The following is a 16,734-nucleotide window of genomic DNA, read 5'->3' as shown; positions in this document are numbered from 1 at the left end:
GAATCCCAAATTGCGAAAGGATCGGCCTGGCACGCGTGGGTTAGACGTGCGTCAGACCAAAGGGCAAAAGGTTTGTCAGCGCTTGCATAGCTACCGCTAAACAACACCTGTTTGCCAATCCGAAACCCCTGATTCTACTCTTTTGACCCGAAGTTATCCACAGGCAAGGGCCGCCATTTACCTGTGGACAGCTGGGAAACGATTGACGGCGAACAGCAAATTTGATGAAATGGCGGGCTTTTCGGGATTTCTTTCCGAAAAAAGTCATGGCGTTTGGCCGGGGCTTGTGGTGTGGGGCCTACTTGCAGTGGTTTTGTTGCAGGTACGCGTCGGTGGCAAAAGTGCACATCGACCACATGACGAGCCAAGCCAACGGATGTGGCGCGAAGCAGTTGTGGAAGTGTCTTACCTGTCTGGCCGGAGTTCTTTGGCGGCTGGTTTGGCTAATCCCTGCAACACACAGTATTCGGCCCCGCCCAATCGCAGGCGTGGCTGGCGGGCAAGCTGTCTGACATTGGTGTTCGACATGCGCCGCACAGACAACCTGGAACCAACATGAAACGTACTTACCAACCTTCCGTTACCCGTCGCAAGCGCACCCACGGTTTCCGCGTGCGCATGAAGACCCGTGGTGGCCGCGCAGTCATCAACGCACGTCGCGCCAAGGGTCGCAAGCGTCTGGCCGTCTAAGGTTGATCGCGTGTTGACCGCGTCGTTTCCAAAGACGGCGCGTTTGCGTAGCCCGGCTGAGTTTGCCCCTGCGCTGAAAGGGCGCCGCCTTGCAAAAGGGGCGCTTTTTGTTTTGAGCGCGTCGTCCTTGCACGCGCCCGTCGCCACCGCCGCCGTCACGTCTGACGCCGGCGACAACGCGGTAAACATGCCAGCAGACGCCACACCGGCAGCACCGATCCCCACAGGCGCGCGACTTGGCCTGGTGATCGGCAAGCGCAACGCGCCCCTGTCCGTCAGTCGAAACACCTTGCGCAGAGTGCTGCGCGAGGCGTTTCGTCACGTCCGTCTCCAATTGCCCCCGCGCGACTATGTGGTTCGCCTGCACAGCCGTATCGCGCAGGGTTCCCTGACCTCGCTCAAGCAATTGGCACGCGCCGAAGCCGACGCGCATTTCGCCCGGGCAATTCGCCAGCGAGATGACTCAGCCCGACCGGCGCGTCCACGCACATGAAGCTGTCAGGCTCAGCGCGTACACTGCACGCGGCCAGCAAGCGCTGGCTTCGTTGGGCGCTGATCCTGCCGATTCGCTTCTACCGATATTTCGTCAGCCCGTTCCTTGGGCACTCCTGCCGCTTTCTGCCCACCTGTTCGGTCTATGCCATCGAGGCAATAGAACAACATGGGGCCGCTCGTGGCAGTTATCTGGCAATGCGGCGGCTGGGCCGCTGTCATCCATGGTGCGAGGGCGGCATCGACCCGGTTCCCCCGGTCGAGGGCAACGCTCCACCACCGCCCCATCCCCGGTTATTCCGCGAACGCTGCGGACCCGGAGACGACTAAACTAGCGGGCTTTAGCCCTCGCTGCGACGACTTGGAATTTCCGTCCATGGACATGAAACGCACCATCCTCTGGATGATCTTTTCGCTCTCGCTGCTGTTCCTCTGGGACGGCTGGCAAAAGCACAATGGCAAGCCGTCGCTGTTCGGCGGCACCCCTGCGCAAACCGCGCCGGCGGCATCTGGCGCAGCTGCGCCCGGCGGCGCTGACAACTCGGTTCCTGCTGGCACGCCCGGCAGCGCCCCGGCATCGGCTCAGGCCGTGCCCGGCTCCACCGTCGCACCCGCTGCGGCCGCTGAAACCGTCGTCGTCACCACCGATGTACTGCGTCTGACCTTCGACACCGTGGGTGCACAGATCATCAAGGCCGAGCTGCTGAACCAGCCCAGCATCGAAGATCCGAAGCAACCAATGGTGCTGCTCGACCGCTCGGCAGCCCGCACCTACCTGGCACAGACCGGCGTGATCGGCGCACCTGCTGGCGCATCGTTCCCGACGCACCAGACCCCGTTCCGCGTCACCAGCACGCCGCGCGCGCTGGAAGGCGAAGCGCTCGACGTGGTGTTCGAAGCCGAGTCGAACGGCCTGAAGGTCGTCAAGACCTACACGCTGCGCAAGAGCCGCTACGACGTTGGTGTGCGCCACGACATGGCCAACGCCACCGCCAACCCGCTGGCACCGTCGCTGTACTACCAGATCACCCGCGACGGCACGCCGCCGCCGGGAGAGTCGAAGTTCTACAGCACCTTCACCGGCCCGGCTGTCTACTCCGACGAAACCAAGTTCCAGAAGGTCAGCTTCTCGGACATCGAGAAGAACAAGGCGCAATACACCAAGCAGTCGAACTCCGGCTGGGTGGGCATGGTGCAGCATTACTTCGCCACCGCCTGGGTACCGCCCCAAGGTGCAGCACGCACCTATGACCTGACGCATCTGTCGAACAACCTGTTCGCCGTGCGTGCGATTCAGCCGGTTGGTGACATTGCCCCCGGCACCGCCACCAGCGTGGATTCGCGCCTGTGGATCGGCCCGCAAGACCAGCGCGCCATGGCAGAAGTTGCCCCGGGCCTGGAACTGGTGGTCGACTACGGTGTGCTGACCATCATCGCCAAGCCGCTGTTCAAGCTGATGACCTGGTTGCACAGCGTGCTGCTGAACTGGGGCTGGACGATCGTTGCGCTGACCTTCCTGATCAAGGCCGCGTTCTACCCGCTGTCGGCAGCAAGTTATCGCTCGATGGCCCGCATGAAGCTGGTGGCACCGCGCCTGACCGCGCTGCGCGAGAAGTACGGCGACGACCGCCAGAAGCTCAACACTGCGATGATGGAGCTGTATCGCACCGAGAAGATCAATCCGCTGGGCGGCTGCCTGCCGGTCGTGATCCAGATCCCGGTGTTCATCTCACTGTACTGGGTGCTGCTGGCCAGCGTTGAAATGCGCAACGCACCCTGGATCGGCTGGATTCATGACCTGGCCGCACCGGACCCCTTCTTCATCCTGCCCGCCATCATGATGGGAACCATGTTCCTGCAGATGAAGCTGAACCCGACGCCGCCGGACCCAGTCCAGGCCAAGGTCATGATGGTGATGCCGCTGGTCTTCGGCGGGATGATGTTCTTCTTCCCGTCGGGCCTGGTGCTGTACTGGGTGGTGAACAACACCTTGTCGATTGCCCAGCAGTGGTCGATCACCAGACGGATGGAAGCGAAGAAGGCGTAAGCCTGATCGCCGGGGCAGTTCTCAGGACTCGCCCCGTGTACGATTCAAACCCCACGCAGCCCTTTGGGCGCGTGGGGTTTTGCATTGGAATTTGCGGAGTCGCCTCAAGGAAAGCAACATGAATGCAGTGGCACTGAGGGCCTTGCTCGGGCAACTGATCGCCGCCAAAAAAAACGGGGTGGTGGAGTTCAAGCAAGCTGGCAACGACTACGACACAGACAAGCTTGGCGAGTATTTCTCTGCTAAGTAACGAGGCCGAGGTGTGATTATCAACACAGGCTCGGACACAGCACCTCGCTGGCAGCTTGCAGAGAGAAAATAGAGCTCTGCAGAGAGAACGCAGCCTGATCCCTTGTGAATCGATGGTTCGGTGCTTGATTTCACACCAAGTTTGCAGAGAGCCAGCGAAGAGTCGTAACGAACCAGGAATGCCCCGTGTACGATTCAAACCCCACGCAGCCCTTTGGGCGCGTGGGGTTTTTCATTGGAATTTGCGGAGCCCCGAATGACATCCGACCACGACCCTATTGCTGCGATTGCCACTGCCCCAGGACGAGGTGGCATTGGTGTCGTTCGCGTGTCGGGACGCAATATCGACACGCTGGTCGAGGCCTTGCTTGGCCGCACGGAATTGAAAGCGCGTCATGCGTATTTCCTGCCGTTCCTGGATGCCGACGGCAATGCCATCGACGAAGGCATTGCGCTGCGTTTCGAGGCTCCGCACTCCTACACCGGCGAACACGTGCTGGAACTGCAAGGCCATGGCGGGCCGATGGTGATGCGGCGGCTGCTGGCGCGCTGTCTGGAAGCGGGCAAGGCGCTGGGCCTGCGGCTGGCCGAACCCGGGGAATTCACGCGCCGTGCATTTCTGAATGACCGGCTGGATCTGGCGCAGGCGGAAGCAGTGGCCGACCTGATCGATGCATCGTCGGAGGCCGCCGCGCGCAGTGCGGTGGCGTCGATGACGGGTGCGTTTTCGCACGAGGTGAATGCGCTGGGCGATCAGATCGTGGGCTTGCGCATGCTGGTGGAAGCCACGCTGGATTTCCCGGAAGAAGAGATCGAGTTCCTGGAAAAGTATGACGCCCGTCGCACGCTGGCCGGGATTCGCAGTGAACTGGTCAGGCTGCTGGCGCGTGCACGTCAGGGTGCGATTCTGCGTGAAGGGCTGCATGTGGTGCTGGCCGGGCGGCCGAACGTGGGCAAGTCGAGTCTGCTGAATGCGCTGGCGGGGGATGAGGTAGCGATCGTCACCCCGATTGCTGGCACCACGCGCGACAAGGTGGTGCAGCAGATCGTGATCGATGGCGTGGCGCTGCACATCGTTGACACGGCAGGGCTGCGCGAGACCGATGACACGGTCGAGCGGCTGGGCATCGAGCGCACCTGGGCAGAGATCGCCAAGGCGGATGTGATCATCCATCTGCAAGATGCAACGGCGCAGACCGAAACCCTGGACGAGGACATTGCGCGCAGACTGCCGCCACGCACGCCGGTCTTCCAGGTGTTCAACAAGGTGGATCTGCTGACGGACCAGACCTTCGGTGCCTCGGCGTGGGGAACGGGAGCCGCAAACCGTCCGTCGGATGCTGCGTACCCCACAGACAACAGATTGGGCATGGGAACGGCCAGTGAACCTGCCGACGTGCCGCAAGATGCAGAACCCATCCGTTTGGCCATCTCTGCACGCACCGGTGACGGCCTGGATGCGCTGCGCCAGGCGCTGCTGGCAGTTGCCGGATGGAACCCAGGTGCCGAGAGCCCTTACCTGGCCCGCGAACGCCACCTGCAGGCGTTGCTGAAGGCCCAAGACCACCTGGACGAAGCCGATGCCCATGCAGCACAAAGCGACCGCGTGCTGGACTTGTTCGCAGAAGAGTTGCGACTGGCGCACGATGCGCTGACGAGCATCACGGGCGCGTTTACCAGTGATGACTTGCTGGGGGTGATTTTCTCGCGGTTCTGCATCGGCAAGTGATACAGACAACTCAGCAGATCAAGTACAGCAAATCATGCGACTTCAATAGCGCCACACCATGTTTTGATCACGGGTAAACCCTAGTTTTCAGACGAACGGTAGCTTTTCTGACAAATACCTGATTCAGATCATGGAATTTCAGCCGTTAACGTGCTTGAAGGACGAGTAGAACTCCACGTAGACCGCGCGCAGTCGGTACGTGGCAGATCCTTCGCTATTACAAGCCGCCTCTGCGCCGCGGCATTCCAAGGATCTCCCCGTGCTCCAAAAACGTTTCGGCATTGCCGGCCAGTTGGCGTCGTCGTTGACGCTGGTACTGGTCATTGTCATCAGCGGCAGCTGCCTGTTTGCGCTGCGCTCGCTGAGCCAGGCCAACCTTGAGACGAATCATCAGCACTTGGCCAGTGAAGGGCGCTTGCTGGCCGACCAGCTGCAGAGCTTCCACGGCTCGCTGCGGATCAGCACGCAGCGTCTTGCCAACCTGTTCGAAGATCGCTTTGTCGAGGGCCTGACCCGCGACGTCACCCAGCGCATTCCGGTTGCCGATGTCGATGCGCCGCAGCTGGTGCTGGGTGCTGCCCTGCGTCTGAACAACAACTTCTCTGAAGTCGATGAGTTCTCGCGTCTGACCGCTGGCACGGCAACGGTGTTCGTGCGTGACGGTGACGAGCTGCGTCGCATCACCACCTCGGTGCGCAAACAAGACGGCGAGCGCGCGATTGGCACGACCCTGGACCGCAAGCATCCGGCCTACGCCAAGCTGCTGGCCGGTGAGCCTTATGTCGGCAGCGCGGTGCTGTTCGGCCGCAACTACATGACGCAATACACCCCCGTGCGCGATGTCGATGGCGTGGTCATTGCCGTGTTGTATGTGGGCTTTGACTACACCGACGAGCAGAAGAAGCTGTTCGACACCTTGGCCAGCTTCCGCATTGGCAATACCGGTTCGCTGGCTTTGCTGGACAAGGAAAACCGCTGGTTGATTCCGCCCGCAGGCACGACCAAACCGGAAGCTGCAGTCGCCGCCCTGCCGCCGGGTGCAAGCAACGCACGCGTTACCTGGAATGATGGTGTGCAGGACTTCCAGAGCGTGGCGGTGCCGCTGGCGGACGGCAGCTGGCGCGTCTTCGCGACCTTGCCGCAGGCCGAGATTGACGAGCTGACTTGGTCGGTGGGTACGCAGTTGGCCTTGGGCAGTCTGCTGGCCTTGGCCTTGGCTATTGGTGCCTGTGTGGCCTTGCTGCGTCACAAGCTGAAGCCGCTCGACAGCATGGTGAAACAAGCCCACGCGCTGGGTGAAGGCCAGCTGAGCGTGCGCATGACGGTTCGCAGTCGCGACGAAATCGGTGCGCTGGCCGACAGCTTCAATCATATGGCCGAGGCGCTGGAAACCACGGTGGGACGCGTGCGCGCGTCGGCTCGTGAAGTGACCAGCCGGTCGAACGCGCTGAGTGCACTGTCGTCGGCGACGCTCACGCGTGCCGCGCATCAGTCCGATCAGGTCGATGGCATGGCGGCAGCGGTGGAAGAGTTCAGTACCAGCGCGCAAGAGATCGCCCACAGCATGCAGCACACCGAGGAACTGACGCAGCAAAATGCCGAGCACACGCTGGCAGGCGGCAAGTCGATGCGGGATGCCTCCGGTGCCTTGGCGCAGTTGGCGGATTCCCTGCGTCAGACGGTGGATGTGGTCAATGACCTGGGTTCTCGTTCGCAGCAGATCGGCGGCATCATCGGTGTGATCAGCGGCATTGCCGAGCAGACCAATCTGCTGGCGCTGAACGCTGCGATCGAGGCAGCGCGCGCCGGCGAACAAGGGCGCGGTTTTGCGGTGGTGGCCGACGAGGTGCGTCAGCTTGCCGGCCGCACCAGTCAGGCCACGCAAGAGATTGCGTCGATGATTCGTGCCGTGCAGGACGAGACGCGCACCGCGATCACCACCATCGACGCCGGCAATCGTCTGATGCAGCAGGGTCTGGATCTGAACGGCGACGTGGCACGCACACTGGAACAGATCGAGACGCAAAGCCAGGCAGCCGTCCAGCAGTTCTCCAGTGTGTCGCACGCCACGCGTGAACAAAGCAGCACTGCCACCTTGCTGGCGCAGAACGTACAGTCGATCGCCATCGACAACGCCGCCCAGCGCGATGGTGCACAGGAACTGGCCAACACCGCCCAGGAATTGAAGCGCCTGGCCGATGCCCTGAGTGAAGAAGTCAACCGCTTCAGTTGAACGCGTTTTTTCGGACGGGCAGCACGCTTCGGTACACGCTGCTGCCTGCTTCGACGACAGGCCGACGCAGTCTTTCCAGCACCAACATGCTCGACGAGTCGGCCTGATGCACCAGTGCATCGGCATGGGGGAGGGTCATCGGTGCGGGCATCAGGCCTACGAAGATGAGGCCCGCGAAGACAAAGCCTGTGCAGCCAAACCCCATGTGCGCCAAGTCTCTGGCCATATGTACCTTGTTCCAGCAGGAACGAGATCAAGCCCCGTTCGGCGGCACTCTGAAATTCTCCACCACATACTTCTCGGCGCGCGCCAGCGCAGCGGCTGCACGACGCGTCCAGCGTTGAAGCAGGCATCTTGTCTTGCGCGAAACGCGCAGCAATCGCCACGCGCCTGTGCGGGCTTGTCTGGTGTCACCAACGGGTGACTTCGGGGCTTCGGTGGGGTGTTCATGGCTCATGAACACGATGCTAGGATTGGGTCTGATACCGGTAAAGTTGAATTGAATGACCTTTCAGGTCAGAAATCCTGATGCGTAATCTGAACCTCGACCAACTGCAGACCTTGATCGCGATTGCGGATCTGGGCACGTTTGCGGCGGCTGCCCATGCGTTGCATCTTGCGCCGCCCACCATCAGCCTGCACATCAAGGAGCTGGAATCGCGCATGGAGGCCACGCTTGTCGTGCGTGGCCGACGGCATGCGGAACTCACGCCGGCCGGTCAGGCGCTGGTTGAGGAAGGGCGCAAATTGCTGGCTGCCAGCGATGACTTGATCGACCTGGTGCAGCGCCGTGCCAGTGGCCGCGAGGGCTTGGTGAAGGTGGGTGTGTCGGCGGGTGTCAGCACCCGACTGTTGCCGCTGATGCTGGATGCGCTGAGCCGGCGCAGCCCGGGCGTTGAAGTGAAGCTGGAGGCGGTAGGTTCGTCCGATGCCATGCAGCGATTGAAGGCCGCTACGCTGGACATCGGCATCGTGGCCAGTCCTCAGCCAGCGATGGCGCAGATCAGGCTGATGCCCTGGCGAAACGATCACATGGTGGCGCTGCTGCCGGCAGCTTGGCAGACCCCTGACACGATCACACCCGAATGGCTGTCCAGCCGGCGATGGGCGTCGTTTGCGCCTGCCACGCAGATGCATGGCCTGGTGTCGTCGTGGTTCGGTCAGGCGGGTTTCAATCCACGGCCGTTTCTGACGCTGAGTTATCCCGGCGCGTTGAAAAGTCTGGCGACCGCGAGCCAGAGCGCGGCCATCTTGCCCTTGGAAGAAGTGGAAGACCAGATGCACTCGCCGGACGTGCAGGTGCGGAACCTGTCCCCGGCCTTGATGCGCCCCATGGCAGTGGCGTATCGCAGTTCGCCGGCACCTGGCATGGCGGTCACTGCGGTGCTGGATGTATTGACGGAATTCTCGAACGCCTGAAGCAGGCGTGACCGGCATACAAGACGCACCTTCGCGCATAGGATTCAAGCCGATGCTTTCATGGGCGGTTCATGCCTGGAAACAGTTCGGGCAGACAATCCTGCCAAGCGGGGCGCGCGTCGCCGCATAATCTCGGTGGATTTCTACAACCCGGGATGCTTTCACTCCATGAAAAAACTGCGCGCAGGCATCATTTTCGGCGGCAAATCCGCTGAACATGAAGTGTCATTGCAATCGGCGAAAAACATCGTCGACGCCATCGACAAGAACAAATTCGACGTCACCCTGCTGGGTATCGACAAGCAGGGACAATGGCATGTCAGCGACGTGTCGAACTACCTGCACAACGCCAACGACCCGGCACGCATCGCGCTGCATCACTCGCGCCAACACGTTGCGCTGATCCCCGGCCAGACGCAGCAGCAACTGATTCAGAGCCGCGACGCGAGTGCGCTGGCGCAGCTCGACGTGGTGTTCCCGATCGTGCACGGCACCCTGGGTGAAGACGGCTCGCTGCAAGGCATGCTTCGCATGGCCGACATTCCCTTTGTCGGCAGCAGCGTGCTGGGCTCTGCAGTCAGCATGGACAAGGACGTGACCAAGCGCCTGCTGCGCGACGCGGGCTTGAAGGTTGCCCCGTTCGTCACGGTGACCCGCAGCACTCGGAACAAACACGATTTCGCCACGGTGACGGCCAAGCTTGGCCTGCCCTTGTTCATCAAGCCGGCGAACCAGGGTTCGTCGGTAGGTGTCAGCAAAGCTCGCACGGAAGACGAGTTCAATCAGGCCTTGGCGCTTGCCTTCGATTACGACCACAAGGTGCTGGTGGAATCGGCGATTGTCGGGCGCGAGATCGAGTGCGCGATCCTGGGCAACGAACACCCGCGTGCAAGCGTGTGCGGCGAGATCGTGGTCAGCGATGACTTCTACTCCTACGACACCAAGTACATCAACGAACAAGGGGCCGTGGTCAAGGCGCCGGCCGACCTGTCTGACGAGATCAACGAACGCATTCGTGCGATTGCCATTCAGGCTTTCCAGGCACTGGACTGCTGCGGCATGGCACGGGTCGATGTGTTCCTGACGCCCGATGGCGACGTGATCATCAACGAGGTCAACACCTTGCCCGGCTTCACCAACATCAGCATGTATCCGAAGCTGTGGGAAGCCAGCGGCCTGGGGTACACCGACCTGATCACCACGCTGATTGAGCTGGCGATGGAACGTCATCGCCAGGATGGCGAACTGAAGAGTTCGGTGCGTTGAGAAACGAGGGCGCGAACGTGACAGGCAAGGGTGCGAAACAGGCCATTGCGCCGCGCAAACTGCGGCGTGCCCTCATCGTGCTGGTAGTGCTTGCGATGCTCTGGCCGGCCTATAGCCTGTTCTATGCAGGCGTGCCGTATCGGGAGCGAAACTACAGCCCGAACGGACAGTTCTATGCGCAGAAATTCCGCTTGTACAGCTGGGACAGCTGGATTCCCCGCATGGGCATGCCGGGGGGCGGATCAGACTATCTGTACTACATCGACGGCTATGTGCGCGTGTACACCGCAGCGGGAAAGCTGCTTGGTGAAATCAAGATGGGTGCGGTGCCGATCGCAGATATCCACTGGGCTGGCGACGCGCTGGTTGTCATGGGGGATGGGGACGGAATGGTGAACCTTCCTGGCCCTTCCGAGTGATTTACAGGTATATCGGATTTCATGATTCATGGTGGCTTTGATCCATATCCGATATGCAAATCACCCGACCAACGAGGCCATAAAAACCTCAAAAACAGAGCGATAAAAGAGTCGAGTTTTCCATATCAGGAACTGATAAGCGAATACGATAATTTCCATCTTTTGATATGTCGAAAATTCCGCTAAAAGACCTTATGCACAGGCCAGCATTTACCTAAACACTGAATCTCAACATATCAACAGGAACATCAGACGAACCTTCTGATCCACTTCCGATATGTTCGAAAATTGCGAATTTTCAGCGCAATCTGCGCGCCGCAGATGACGTAAAAAACGCGGTTTCTCCTGCGCTGCGCTTGCAGAACACCAACACGCTGCCTATGCTGCTCCACACAGCAAAAAATTTGCGGCTCAACCCCTTCTTCATGGAAATTTCTTCCAATGGATACCATCGACCGGAAGATCATTTCCATGCTGCAAGACGACGCGGAAACGCCCATCAGCGTGATCGCGGAAACCGTCAGTCTGTCGGTCACGCCCTGCTGGCGGCGCATTCAGAAACTGAAAGAGGCGGGGGTTATCCGCAAGCAGGTTGCGCTGTGCGATGCCACCAAGCTCAATGTCGGGGTCACGGTCTTCATTTCGATTCGCACCAGCCAGCACTCGCAAGCCTGGCTCGACAAGTTCGCCCAGCATGTGAAGGACATTCCCGAGGTGGTGGAGTTCTATCGGATGAGCGGGGATGTGGACTACCTGATCCGGGCGGTGGTGCCCGACATCGCTGCCTATGATCGCGTCTACAAACGGCTGATCAAAATCTCCGACATCTACGATGTGAGTTCATCGTTTGCGATGGAACAGCTGAAGTATTCGACCGCCTTGCCGGTGGACTACGCGCCGTGAATTAGCCCCCACCAGACGATTTGATATTCTGCTGCGTCTGCGGGCTGGCAGGGTTGACCCTTGGGCCCGCCTTCCGTCTATCCACACCCATATCGAAGCGAGATATCCATGTCTTTCGTCCGTCGCCAATTCCTCGCGAGCGCAGTCGCGCTGACGCTGGGCGTAGCTGCCCAAGCCAGCTTCGCTGCCGACCCGGCCAAGCAATCCCTGACCCTGGGTGCCACCGTGGGCTACAACTACGACGTGCTCAAGCGCGGCATTGCGCCGCAGCTGGAAAAGCAGGGCTACAAGGTCAAGCTGGTTGAGTTCAACGACTACGTGCAGCCGAACATGGCGCTGGCCCAAGGCGCGCTGGACGCGAACCTGTTCCAGCACATCACCTACCTGAACCGCTTCAAGACCGACCAGAAGCTGGATCTGGTGGACATCGTGCAAAGCACCACCGCACCGATGGGCGTGTATTCGAAGTCGCGCAAGAGCCTGGCTGAAGCCAAGCAAGGCGACCGCATCACGCTGCCGAATGACCCGAGCAACCTGGCGCGTGCGCTGCTGCTGCTTCAGCAAAACGGCGTGCTGACGGTGAAGTCGGACATCGATCCGCTGCGCGTGACCGAAAAAGATGTGGTGTCGAACCCGAAGCAGGTCAAGCTGCAACCCATCGAAGCTGCGCAACTGCCGCGCACGCTGGATGACGTGGAATTCGTGGTGGTGCCGGGCAACTTCGCGACCTCGGCCGGCCTGAAGTTCACCGGCGCACTGACCCTAGAAAAGCCGCCGGTGGCCTACCAGCAAGTGGTTGCCGTGCGCACCGCCGACAAGGACACCGTGTGGGCCAAGGACCTGGCCGCCGCCTTCAAGTCGCCCTTCTTCAAGGACGTGCTGACCAAGGACTTCCCGGGCTACACCTACCCGCAAGGTCTGTAAGTAAGCCTTTTAGCCTGTAAGCCTTTAAATCAGCCCCAGATGACCACGGGTGCCGTCAGGCGCGGCGTGGTCATCCTGTCTGACGGTCGGCCTGCAGATCGACCGTCAGGCAATAGGCGCTCAGCTCGGCCCCATAAGCGGGTGAGAGCACCAGCAAGACAGCCTGGCCCGCGGACAATCCCGCCAGCTTGGCGGCAATAAATGCCGCATGCGCAGCGTGAATGTCCGGCCGTGCCGATGCGTGCGGTGCCGGGAACAGCGCATCCAGCGCGGCGTGCACATCTTGCGCGACCGGCAAGTCCTCACCAGGACGATCCTCGCGTCCGACACCCCGAATCGAACGAAGCGTGAGAATGGTGTTTCCCAGCCGAAATCCATCAATATTCAGAGCGTCTACCCCCTGCAAGGTCATCGTCCACGACGTCCCGTCAGCCTGACGCAGACCAAGCACTGCGCGGTCGTCCGCGATAGCTACCGAGGTCAGATGACCATCGTGCAGGGGATAGTGGGTGACATGCATGCGCGAGAATCCGGTGAGCAGAAGGGCGACTATTGCCCAGACGGCTTGCAAGATGCAAGACGCACTGCATGGCCAATTTACACACCACGTCCCACTGCACACCAAGCATCCGCTCAGGCAGGCCTTCGCAACGTAGCACTTAGCGACGATGCGCGCCCCGCCATCAGCCGCCCCTCAGTCGCCCAATCAGCCAGCCATCTCGCCACGCACCAGGTGATTCACATGGGTGCTGATCTGATCGCCTTGCACCCCATAAACGTGAATGGACACGGCGATCTCGTTGCTGTCGTTGCCGAGGCTGTGGATGTCTGCCAAGCCCGCCGGGGCAGCCAGCGTCTGGCCGGCATGGCGAGTCACGGTGTCGGTATGCACCGCACAGTCTTGCGCGGCGTGCCACGCAAAACGCGCCTCGCGCAAGATGCCGCGCAAGACCAGGTACGCGCACCAGGTGCGGTGACCATGCACAGGTGTGCGGTGACCGGGGTGCCAGATCAATGCGATGACCGAGAAGCGGCCAGCCGGGTCTGCATGCAGCAGATGGCGGGTGTAGCGCTCGGGACTGCCCGCCCACTGTGCATGGGACAAGGGCAGGGTAACGTCCGCGTGCTCGGCCAGTACCTGGCGCACAGCCTCTGACACGTCGCTGCCGGGACGACGGGCCGACAGGCTGACTGCACGGCCGACGTCATCGACCAACTCATCGAGGGTAAATGTGCGTTGAAAACAGGGTAGATCACGCAGGACGGCGGACATGGCTGAATACCGATGGGGGCATGCATCCATGCTAGGCGCGGGCACCCGCAAATTGCTCTCAATGTTTCACGTGAATCATTCGCTGCTTGGAATCTGATTTCAAGAACATGGCTTAGATAGGAAAAAAATACTTCTAACAATGGATCAGCGAGCATCGGCTTCGAAAAGTCCTAGATGAACCAGACAAGCCGGTGCTGGCAGTTATGCCGCTCATCTCTTTTCAAACAGCCAATCGGTCTTAGGTCCAAGCGGTCGCAGCCGATAGAGTGCGCCTTGCTGAATGGCCCTCGCTTAACTTCCAGATGACCCCGTGGATGACGCCAATGCGTCGATGGCGTGCAGGGCGTTCGCCTCTTTTTTCTTGTCATCAAGGAACGTCCATGAGCGCCCTGGCCCAAGCACCGCTTGCACCGCAACCGTATCCCACACGCGAGCAATTGCTCGCGCGCCTGCCGGTGTTGGCGCAGCAGATCGCCATCGGCGCAGCAGACCGCGAACGCCTGCACGACCTGCCGTTCGATGCCTTTGCCAAGTTTCGTGAATCGGGCCTGGGTGCGCTGCGTATTCCGGTTGAACAAGGTGGCCCGGGCGGGTCGTTGGTGGACGTGTTCCATGTGATCGTGACGCTGGCAGCGGCGGACTCCAACGTGGCCCACGCGCTGCGCCTGCACTACGACCTGACCGAAGCACTGGCCCTGCAGCGGCCAACCCCATTCACGGCCGTCCAGGTGCGACGTGTGCTTGATGGCGCGATATTCGGGGGTGCATCGACCGAGCGGGAAACCGCCAAGCCGGGTGAATTCCAGACCGTGTTGCGTCGTCAGGGTGATCACTTCGTGGTCAGCGGGCGCAAGTTCTATTCGACGGGCACGGCGTTCTCCGACTACGCGCGCATCAACATGCTCAACGAGGCCGGCGACTACGTGATCGTGATCATTCCGGTGTCACGCCAGGGGGTGCGCATCATCGATGACTGGAACGGCATGGGCCAACGCCTGACCGCCAGCGGCAGCCTGCTGCTGGACGAAGTCGAGGTCTACGACGATGAAGTCGTCCCGCGTGAATACGAGAACCTGCCGGGCCGCCACAACGGCGCGCTGCGCCAGCTTCACCTGGTAGCCACGGCGTCTGGCATTGTCCACAACGTGTTGGCCGATGCGCTGTCGTATGTGCGACACCATGGTCGTCCTGCTGCGCACAGCGGGGTCGACTCCCCGCGCGATGATGTGTTCATCCACCAGGTGATTGGTGATCTGGCGTCCTATGCGCATGCCATCGATGCGCTGGTGGAGCAGAATGCGCGCACGCTGGATCGCTCGGCGGTGGCGATTGCGGCTGGGCACGCGGATGCAGAAGAACGGGTGCTGGAAGGCGCGCTGGCCACCGCGCAGACGCAATTGATCGTGAGCAAGCTTGCACTGCAGGCTGCCGAACGCCTGTTCGAAGCGGGCGGTGCATCGGCGACATCTACCACCCACAATTTCGATCGCCATTGGCGAAACCTGCGCACCATTTTCAGCCACAACCCGCTGCTGCACAAAGCACGGGTGATCGGCGACTACCACTTGAACGGGGTGACCACACACCTGAAAGAAGGTCGCGTTTTCTGAAGCAGTAGACACGTGCCGCAAGCCGCGCGGAGATCATTCCATAAACAGGAAGGCCCGACTTGCGTTCACGCAGATGCCAACGGACTCAGGCGTGCATCACAGCGCCTGACTCGACCGCATGACCCGCGCGAATCTTGCGCCATGCCTGGGGTGCAATGCCTGTCTCACGCCGGAAGATACGGGTGAAATGCGATTGATCGCAAAAGCCGTGCAAATGTGCGATGCGGATCAGCGGCTCATCGGTGGACAGCATCATTTCACGCGCAGCCTGGATGCGTCGGCGTGCCACATGCGCAAGCGGTGGCACGCCCATTGCCTGCTTGAAGGCGTGCGAGAAATGGCCAGGGCTGAGTTGCAGCAGCGCCGCCAGTTCCTCGGTGCGGATGCGCGTGTCCAGATGCGTGTCGATGTAGTCGTTCAGCCGCTTGATCTGCCAGCGGGCCAGCCCGCCCGGGCCACGCCCGGCAGGGGGCAGGCCGTCATGGGCTTGATGCAACAGGTCGATGGCGCGGATCAAGTGCCGGCATGCAGAGTCGCTGTCCGATGACAGGCTGGCTTCGGCATCGCTGAGCAACAGGGAGACGGCGGCAATCGTGGCGGCTGAGCAGGCCGACGAACGGTGGCATCCATCCATGATCGGGGTCTGACAACGAGGGATAGTGTGCATCGATCTGTCCTCGGAAAATCAGCCGGTGGACGCGTAGCAAACGTTGGCGGCAAGCCGGCATGATGCGCGGCTGGCGTCGTACTGGATAGCCCCGAAAGAGGGAGGTGGCGGCCACACTAAAGTGCGCTGCCTTGACCTCAAAATGTAATGATGCCGCGCTCGATACCAATGCTGACTGCATGGGTGCGATTGTTTGCACCCAGCTTGTCCATGATGCTGCGCACGTGTCCCTTGATCGTATCTTCCGACAGCCCCAGCTGCGTGCCTATCTGCTTGTTTGCCTGGCCTTGCGCCACGCACTGCAGGACTTCGACCTCACGCGCACTCAGCGCTTCCCGCCCCAGTGCACGGGCAACATCGGCCGCGATCTCGGGCGGAATATGGCGCTCGCCGGCCGCCAGCGCGCGAATCACCTCGGTCAGTTCCTTGCGCAGTGTGCTTTTCAGCAGATAGGCCTGGGCACCGGCGCGGATCGCATGCAGGGCGCGGACATCCCCACGGTAGGTGGTGAGAATGGCAATGCACGCCTGGGGGAAGTCGGCACGGATGGCTCGGATGGCTTCCATGCCATCGAGCTCGGGCAGCTGCAGATCCATCAGGGTCACGTCGGGCTGAAGCAGCCGATAGGCGGCGATGGCTTCATGACCATTGCCGGCTTCGCCAACCACCTGAATGTCGTGGGAGCCAGCCAGCACGGCCTTGATACCTTCACGCAGCAGCGGGTGGTCGTCGACCACCAGCACGCGAATGAGGGGCATATCCTGAGTCATGCGGTCCTGTGTTGATTGATGCATGGGTTATTTCTTTTATTCG

At 61.0% G+C, this 16,734-nt stretch carries 18 protein-coding genes; 13 read left to right on the top strand and 5 right to left on the bottom strand.

All coding sequences use genetic code 11. The features are described from left to right. The first annotated feature begins 555 nt into the window (after positions 1-555). The 7 genes from rpmH (at position 556) to FXN63_RS26630 (ending at position 7,440) form a co-directional block, all read left to right on the top strand. Positions 556-690 carry a 50S ribosomal protein L34 gene (rpmH, locus tag FXN63_RS26655; RefSeq protein ID WP_006578231.1) on the top strand — a complete coding sequence of 45 codons (135 nt, stop codon included), beginning with the start codon at positions 556-558 and terminating at the stop codon, positions 688-690. Between the two features lie 10 nt (positions 691-700). After that, positions 701-1,183 carry a ribonuclease P protein component gene (locus tag FXN63_RS26650; protein ID WP_148818748.1) on the top strand — a complete coding sequence of 161 codons (483 nt, stop codon included), beginning with the start codon at positions 701-703 and terminating at the stop codon, positions 1,181-1,183. Next, the gene (yidD, locus tag FXN63_RS26645) at positions 1,180-1,512 is read left to right on the top strand and encodes a membrane protein insertion efficiency factor YidD (RefSeq protein ID WP_148818746.1); all 333 of its coding nucleotides are present in this window, start codon (positions 1,180-1,182) and stop codon (positions 1,510-1,512) included. The genes FXN63_RS26650 and yidD overlap by 4 nt, the downstream gene beginning before the upstream one ends. A gap of 46 nt (positions 1,513-1,558) precedes the next feature. Continuing rightward, a complete protein-coding gene (gene yidC / locus FXN63_RS26640) occupies positions 1,559-3,229 on the top strand; it encodes a membrane protein insertase YidC (RefSeq protein WP_148818744.1) in 1,671 nt (556 codons plus the stop codon). Between the two features lie 118 nt (positions 3,230-3,347). Next, the gene (locus FXN63_RS27330; RefSeq protein WP_281290846.1) at positions 3,348-3,479 is read left to right on the top strand and encodes a hypothetical protein; all 132 of its coding nucleotides are present in this window, start codon (positions 3,348-3,350) and stop codon (positions 3,477-3,479) included. 255 nt (positions 3,480-3,734) lie between these two features. After that, entirely contained in the window at positions 3,735-5,207 is a 1,473-nt protein-coding gene (gene mnmE / locus FXN63_RS26635) for a tRNA uridine-5-carboxymethylaminomethyl(34) synthesis GTPase MnmE (RefSeq protein WP_148818742.1), read from the top strand. A 259-nt stretch (positions 5,208-5,466) separates the two neighbouring features. Beyond that, complete coding sequence (locus FXN63_RS26630; RefSeq protein WP_148818740.1) at positions 5,467-7,440, top strand: methyl-accepting chemotaxis protein; 1,974 nt, start codon at positions 5,467-5,469, stop codon at positions 7,438-7,440. Here FXN63_RS26630 and FXN63_RS26625 read toward each other — a convergent pair. Then, entirely contained in the window at positions 7,433-7,666 is a 234-nt protein-coding gene (locus FXN63_RS26625) for a hypothetical protein (protein ID WP_148818738.1), read from the bottom strand. The two genes, FXN63_RS26630 and FXN63_RS26625, sit on opposite strands and share 8 nt — an antisense overlap. Positions 7,667-7,968: 302 nt before the next feature. Here FXN63_RS26625 and FXN63_RS26620 point away from each other — a divergent pair, with 302 nt between their 5' ends. The 5 genes from FXN63_RS26620 to FXN63_RS26600 all read left to right on the top strand — a co-directional run bounded on the left by FXN63_RS26620 (position 7,969) and on the right by FXN63_RS26600 (position 12,371). After that, the gene (locus FXN63_RS26620; RefSeq protein WP_148818736.1) at positions 7,969-8,859 is read left to right on the top strand and encodes a LysR family transcriptional regulator; all 891 of its coding nucleotides are present in this window, start codon (positions 7,969-7,971) and stop codon (positions 8,857-8,859) included. Between the two features lie 168 nt (positions 8,860-9,027). Beyond that, positions 9,028-10,125 (top strand): D-alanine--D-alanine ligase, encoded by a 1,098-nt coding sequence (gene ddlA, locus FXN63_RS26615; RefSeq protein ID WP_148818734.1) that lies wholly within the window; start codon positions 9,028-9,030, stop codon positions 10,123-10,125. Positions 10,126-10,142: 17 nt separating this feature from the next. Beyond that, positions 10,143-10,544: a hypothetical protein gene (locus tag FXN63_RS26610; RefSeq protein WP_148818732.1), complete on the top strand. Its 402-nt coding sequence runs from the start codon at positions 10,143-10,145 to the stop codon at positions 10,542-10,544. A gap of 441 nt (positions 10,545-10,985) precedes the next feature. Next, positions 10,986-11,447, top strand: coding sequence for an Lrp/AsnC family transcriptional regulator (locus FXN63_RS26605; protein WP_148818730.1), 462 nt, complete (start codon positions 10,986-10,988; stop codon positions 11,445-11,447). A gap of 108 nt (positions 11,448-11,555) precedes the next feature. Then, entirely contained in the window at positions 11,556-12,371 is an 816-nt protein-coding gene (locus FXN63_RS26600) for a MetQ/NlpA family ABC transporter substrate-binding protein (RefSeq protein WP_148818728.1), read from the top strand. A gap of 70 nt (positions 12,372-12,441) precedes the next feature. Here FXN63_RS26600 and FXN63_RS26595 read toward each other — a convergent pair whose 3' ends face one another. Continuing rightward, positions 12,442-12,891 (bottom strand): hypothetical protein, encoded by a 450-nt coding sequence (locus FXN63_RS26595; protein WP_148818726.1) that lies wholly within the window; start codon positions 12,889-12,891, stop codon positions 12,442-12,444. Between the two features lie 186 nt (positions 12,892-13,077). Beyond that, positions 13,078-13,644 carry a cysteine dioxygenase family protein gene (locus FXN63_RS26590; RefSeq protein ID WP_148818724.1) on the bottom strand — a complete coding sequence of 189 codons (567 nt, stop codon included), beginning with the start codon at positions 13,642-13,644 and terminating at the stop codon, positions 13,078-13,080. A 380-nt stretch (positions 13,645-14,024) separates the two neighbouring features. On the opposite strand from FXN63_RS26590, the gene FXN63_RS26585 reads away from it, so the two are divergent. After that, positions 14,025-15,254: an acyl-CoA dehydrogenase family protein gene (locus FXN63_RS26585; protein WP_148818722.1), complete on the top strand. Its 1,230-nt coding sequence runs from the start codon at positions 14,025-14,027 to the stop codon at positions 15,252-15,254. Between the two features lie 85 nt (positions 15,255-15,339). On the opposite strand, the gene FXN63_RS26580 is transcribed toward FXN63_RS26585, so the two are convergent. Then, a complete protein-coding gene (locus FXN63_RS26580; protein WP_187395044.1) occupies positions 15,340-15,921 on the bottom strand; it encodes a helix-turn-helix domain-containing protein in 582 nt (193 codons plus the stop codon). A gap of 137 nt (positions 15,922-16,058) precedes the next feature. Further along, positions 16,059-16,679, bottom strand: a complete 621-nt coding sequence (locus FXN63_RS26575; RefSeq protein ID WP_246164980.1) for a response regulator transcription factor — start codon at positions 16,677-16,679, stop codon at positions 16,059-16,061. Positions 16,680-16,734: the final 55 nt, after the last annotated feature.

Origin of the sequence: Pigmentiphaga aceris, assembly GCF_008119665.1 — a bacterium.
In the GTDB taxonomy this organism is placed as follows: Bacteria; Pseudomonadota; Gammaproteobacteria; order Burkholderiales; family Burkholderiaceae_B; genus Pigmentiphaga; species Pigmentiphaga aceris.
The sequence above is the reverse complement of the archived record's forward strand: the minus strand, read 5'-3'. Positions and strand labels throughout refer to the sequence as shown.

Bases quoted from the DNA above. Each gene is read 5' to 3' on its own strand.
- rpmH (WP_006578231.1), top strand. From the start codon at position 556: ATGAAACGTACTTACCAACCTTCCGTTACCCGTCGCAAGCGCACCCAC.
- yidD (WP_148818746.1), top strand. From the start codon at position 1,180: ATGAAGCTGTCAGGCTCAGCGCGTACACTGCACGCGGCCAGCAAGCGC.
- yidC (WP_148818744.1), top strand. From the start codon at position 1,559: ATGGACATGAAACGCACCATCCTCTGGATGATCTTTTCGCTCTCGCTG.
- FXN63_RS27330 (WP_281290846.1), top strand. From the start codon at position 3,348: ATGAATGCAGTGGCACTGAGGGCCTTGCTCGGGCAACTGATCGCCGCC.
- mnmE (WP_148818742.1), top strand. From the start codon at position 3,735: ATGACATCCGACCACGACCCTATTGCTGCGATTGCCACTGCCCCAGGA.
- FXN63_RS26625 (WP_148818738.1), bottom strand. From the start codon at position 7,666: ATGGCCAGAGACTTGGCGCACATGGGGTTTGGCTGCACAGGCTTTGTC.
- FXN63_RS26620 (WP_148818736.1), top strand. From the start codon at position 7,969: ATGCGTAATCTGAACCTCGACCAACTGCAGACCTTGATCGCGATTGCG.
- ddlA (WP_148818734.1), top strand. From the start codon at position 9,028: ATGAAAAAACTGCGCGCAGGCATCATTTTCGGCGGCAAATCCGCTGAA.
- FXN63_RS26605 (WP_148818730.1), top strand. From the start codon at position 10,986: ATGGATACCATCGACCGGAAGATCATTTCCATGCTGCAAGACGACGCG.
- FXN63_RS26600 (WP_148818728.1), top strand. From the start codon at position 11,556: ATGTCTTTCGTCCGTCGCCAATTCCTCGCGAGCGCAGTCGCGCTGACG.
- FXN63_RS26595 (WP_148818726.1), bottom strand. From the start codon at position 12,891: ATGCATGTCACCCACTATCCCCTGCACGATGGTCATCTGACCTCGGTA.
- FXN63_RS26590 (WP_148818724.1), bottom strand. From the start codon at position 13,644: ATGTCCGCCGTCCTGCGTGATCTACCCTGTTTTCAACGCACATTTACC.
- FXN63_RS26585 (WP_148818722.1), top strand. From the start codon at position 14,025: ATGAGCGCCCTGGCCCAAGCACCGCTTGCACCGCAACCGTATCCCACA.
- FXN63_RS26580 (WP_187395044.1), bottom strand. From the start codon at position 15,921: ATGCACACTATCCCTCGTTGTCAGACCCCGATCATGGATGGATGCCAC.
- FXN63_RS26575 (WP_246164980.1), bottom strand. From the start codon at position 16,679: ATGCCCCTCATTCGCGTGCTGGTGGTCGACGACCACCCGCTGCTGCGT.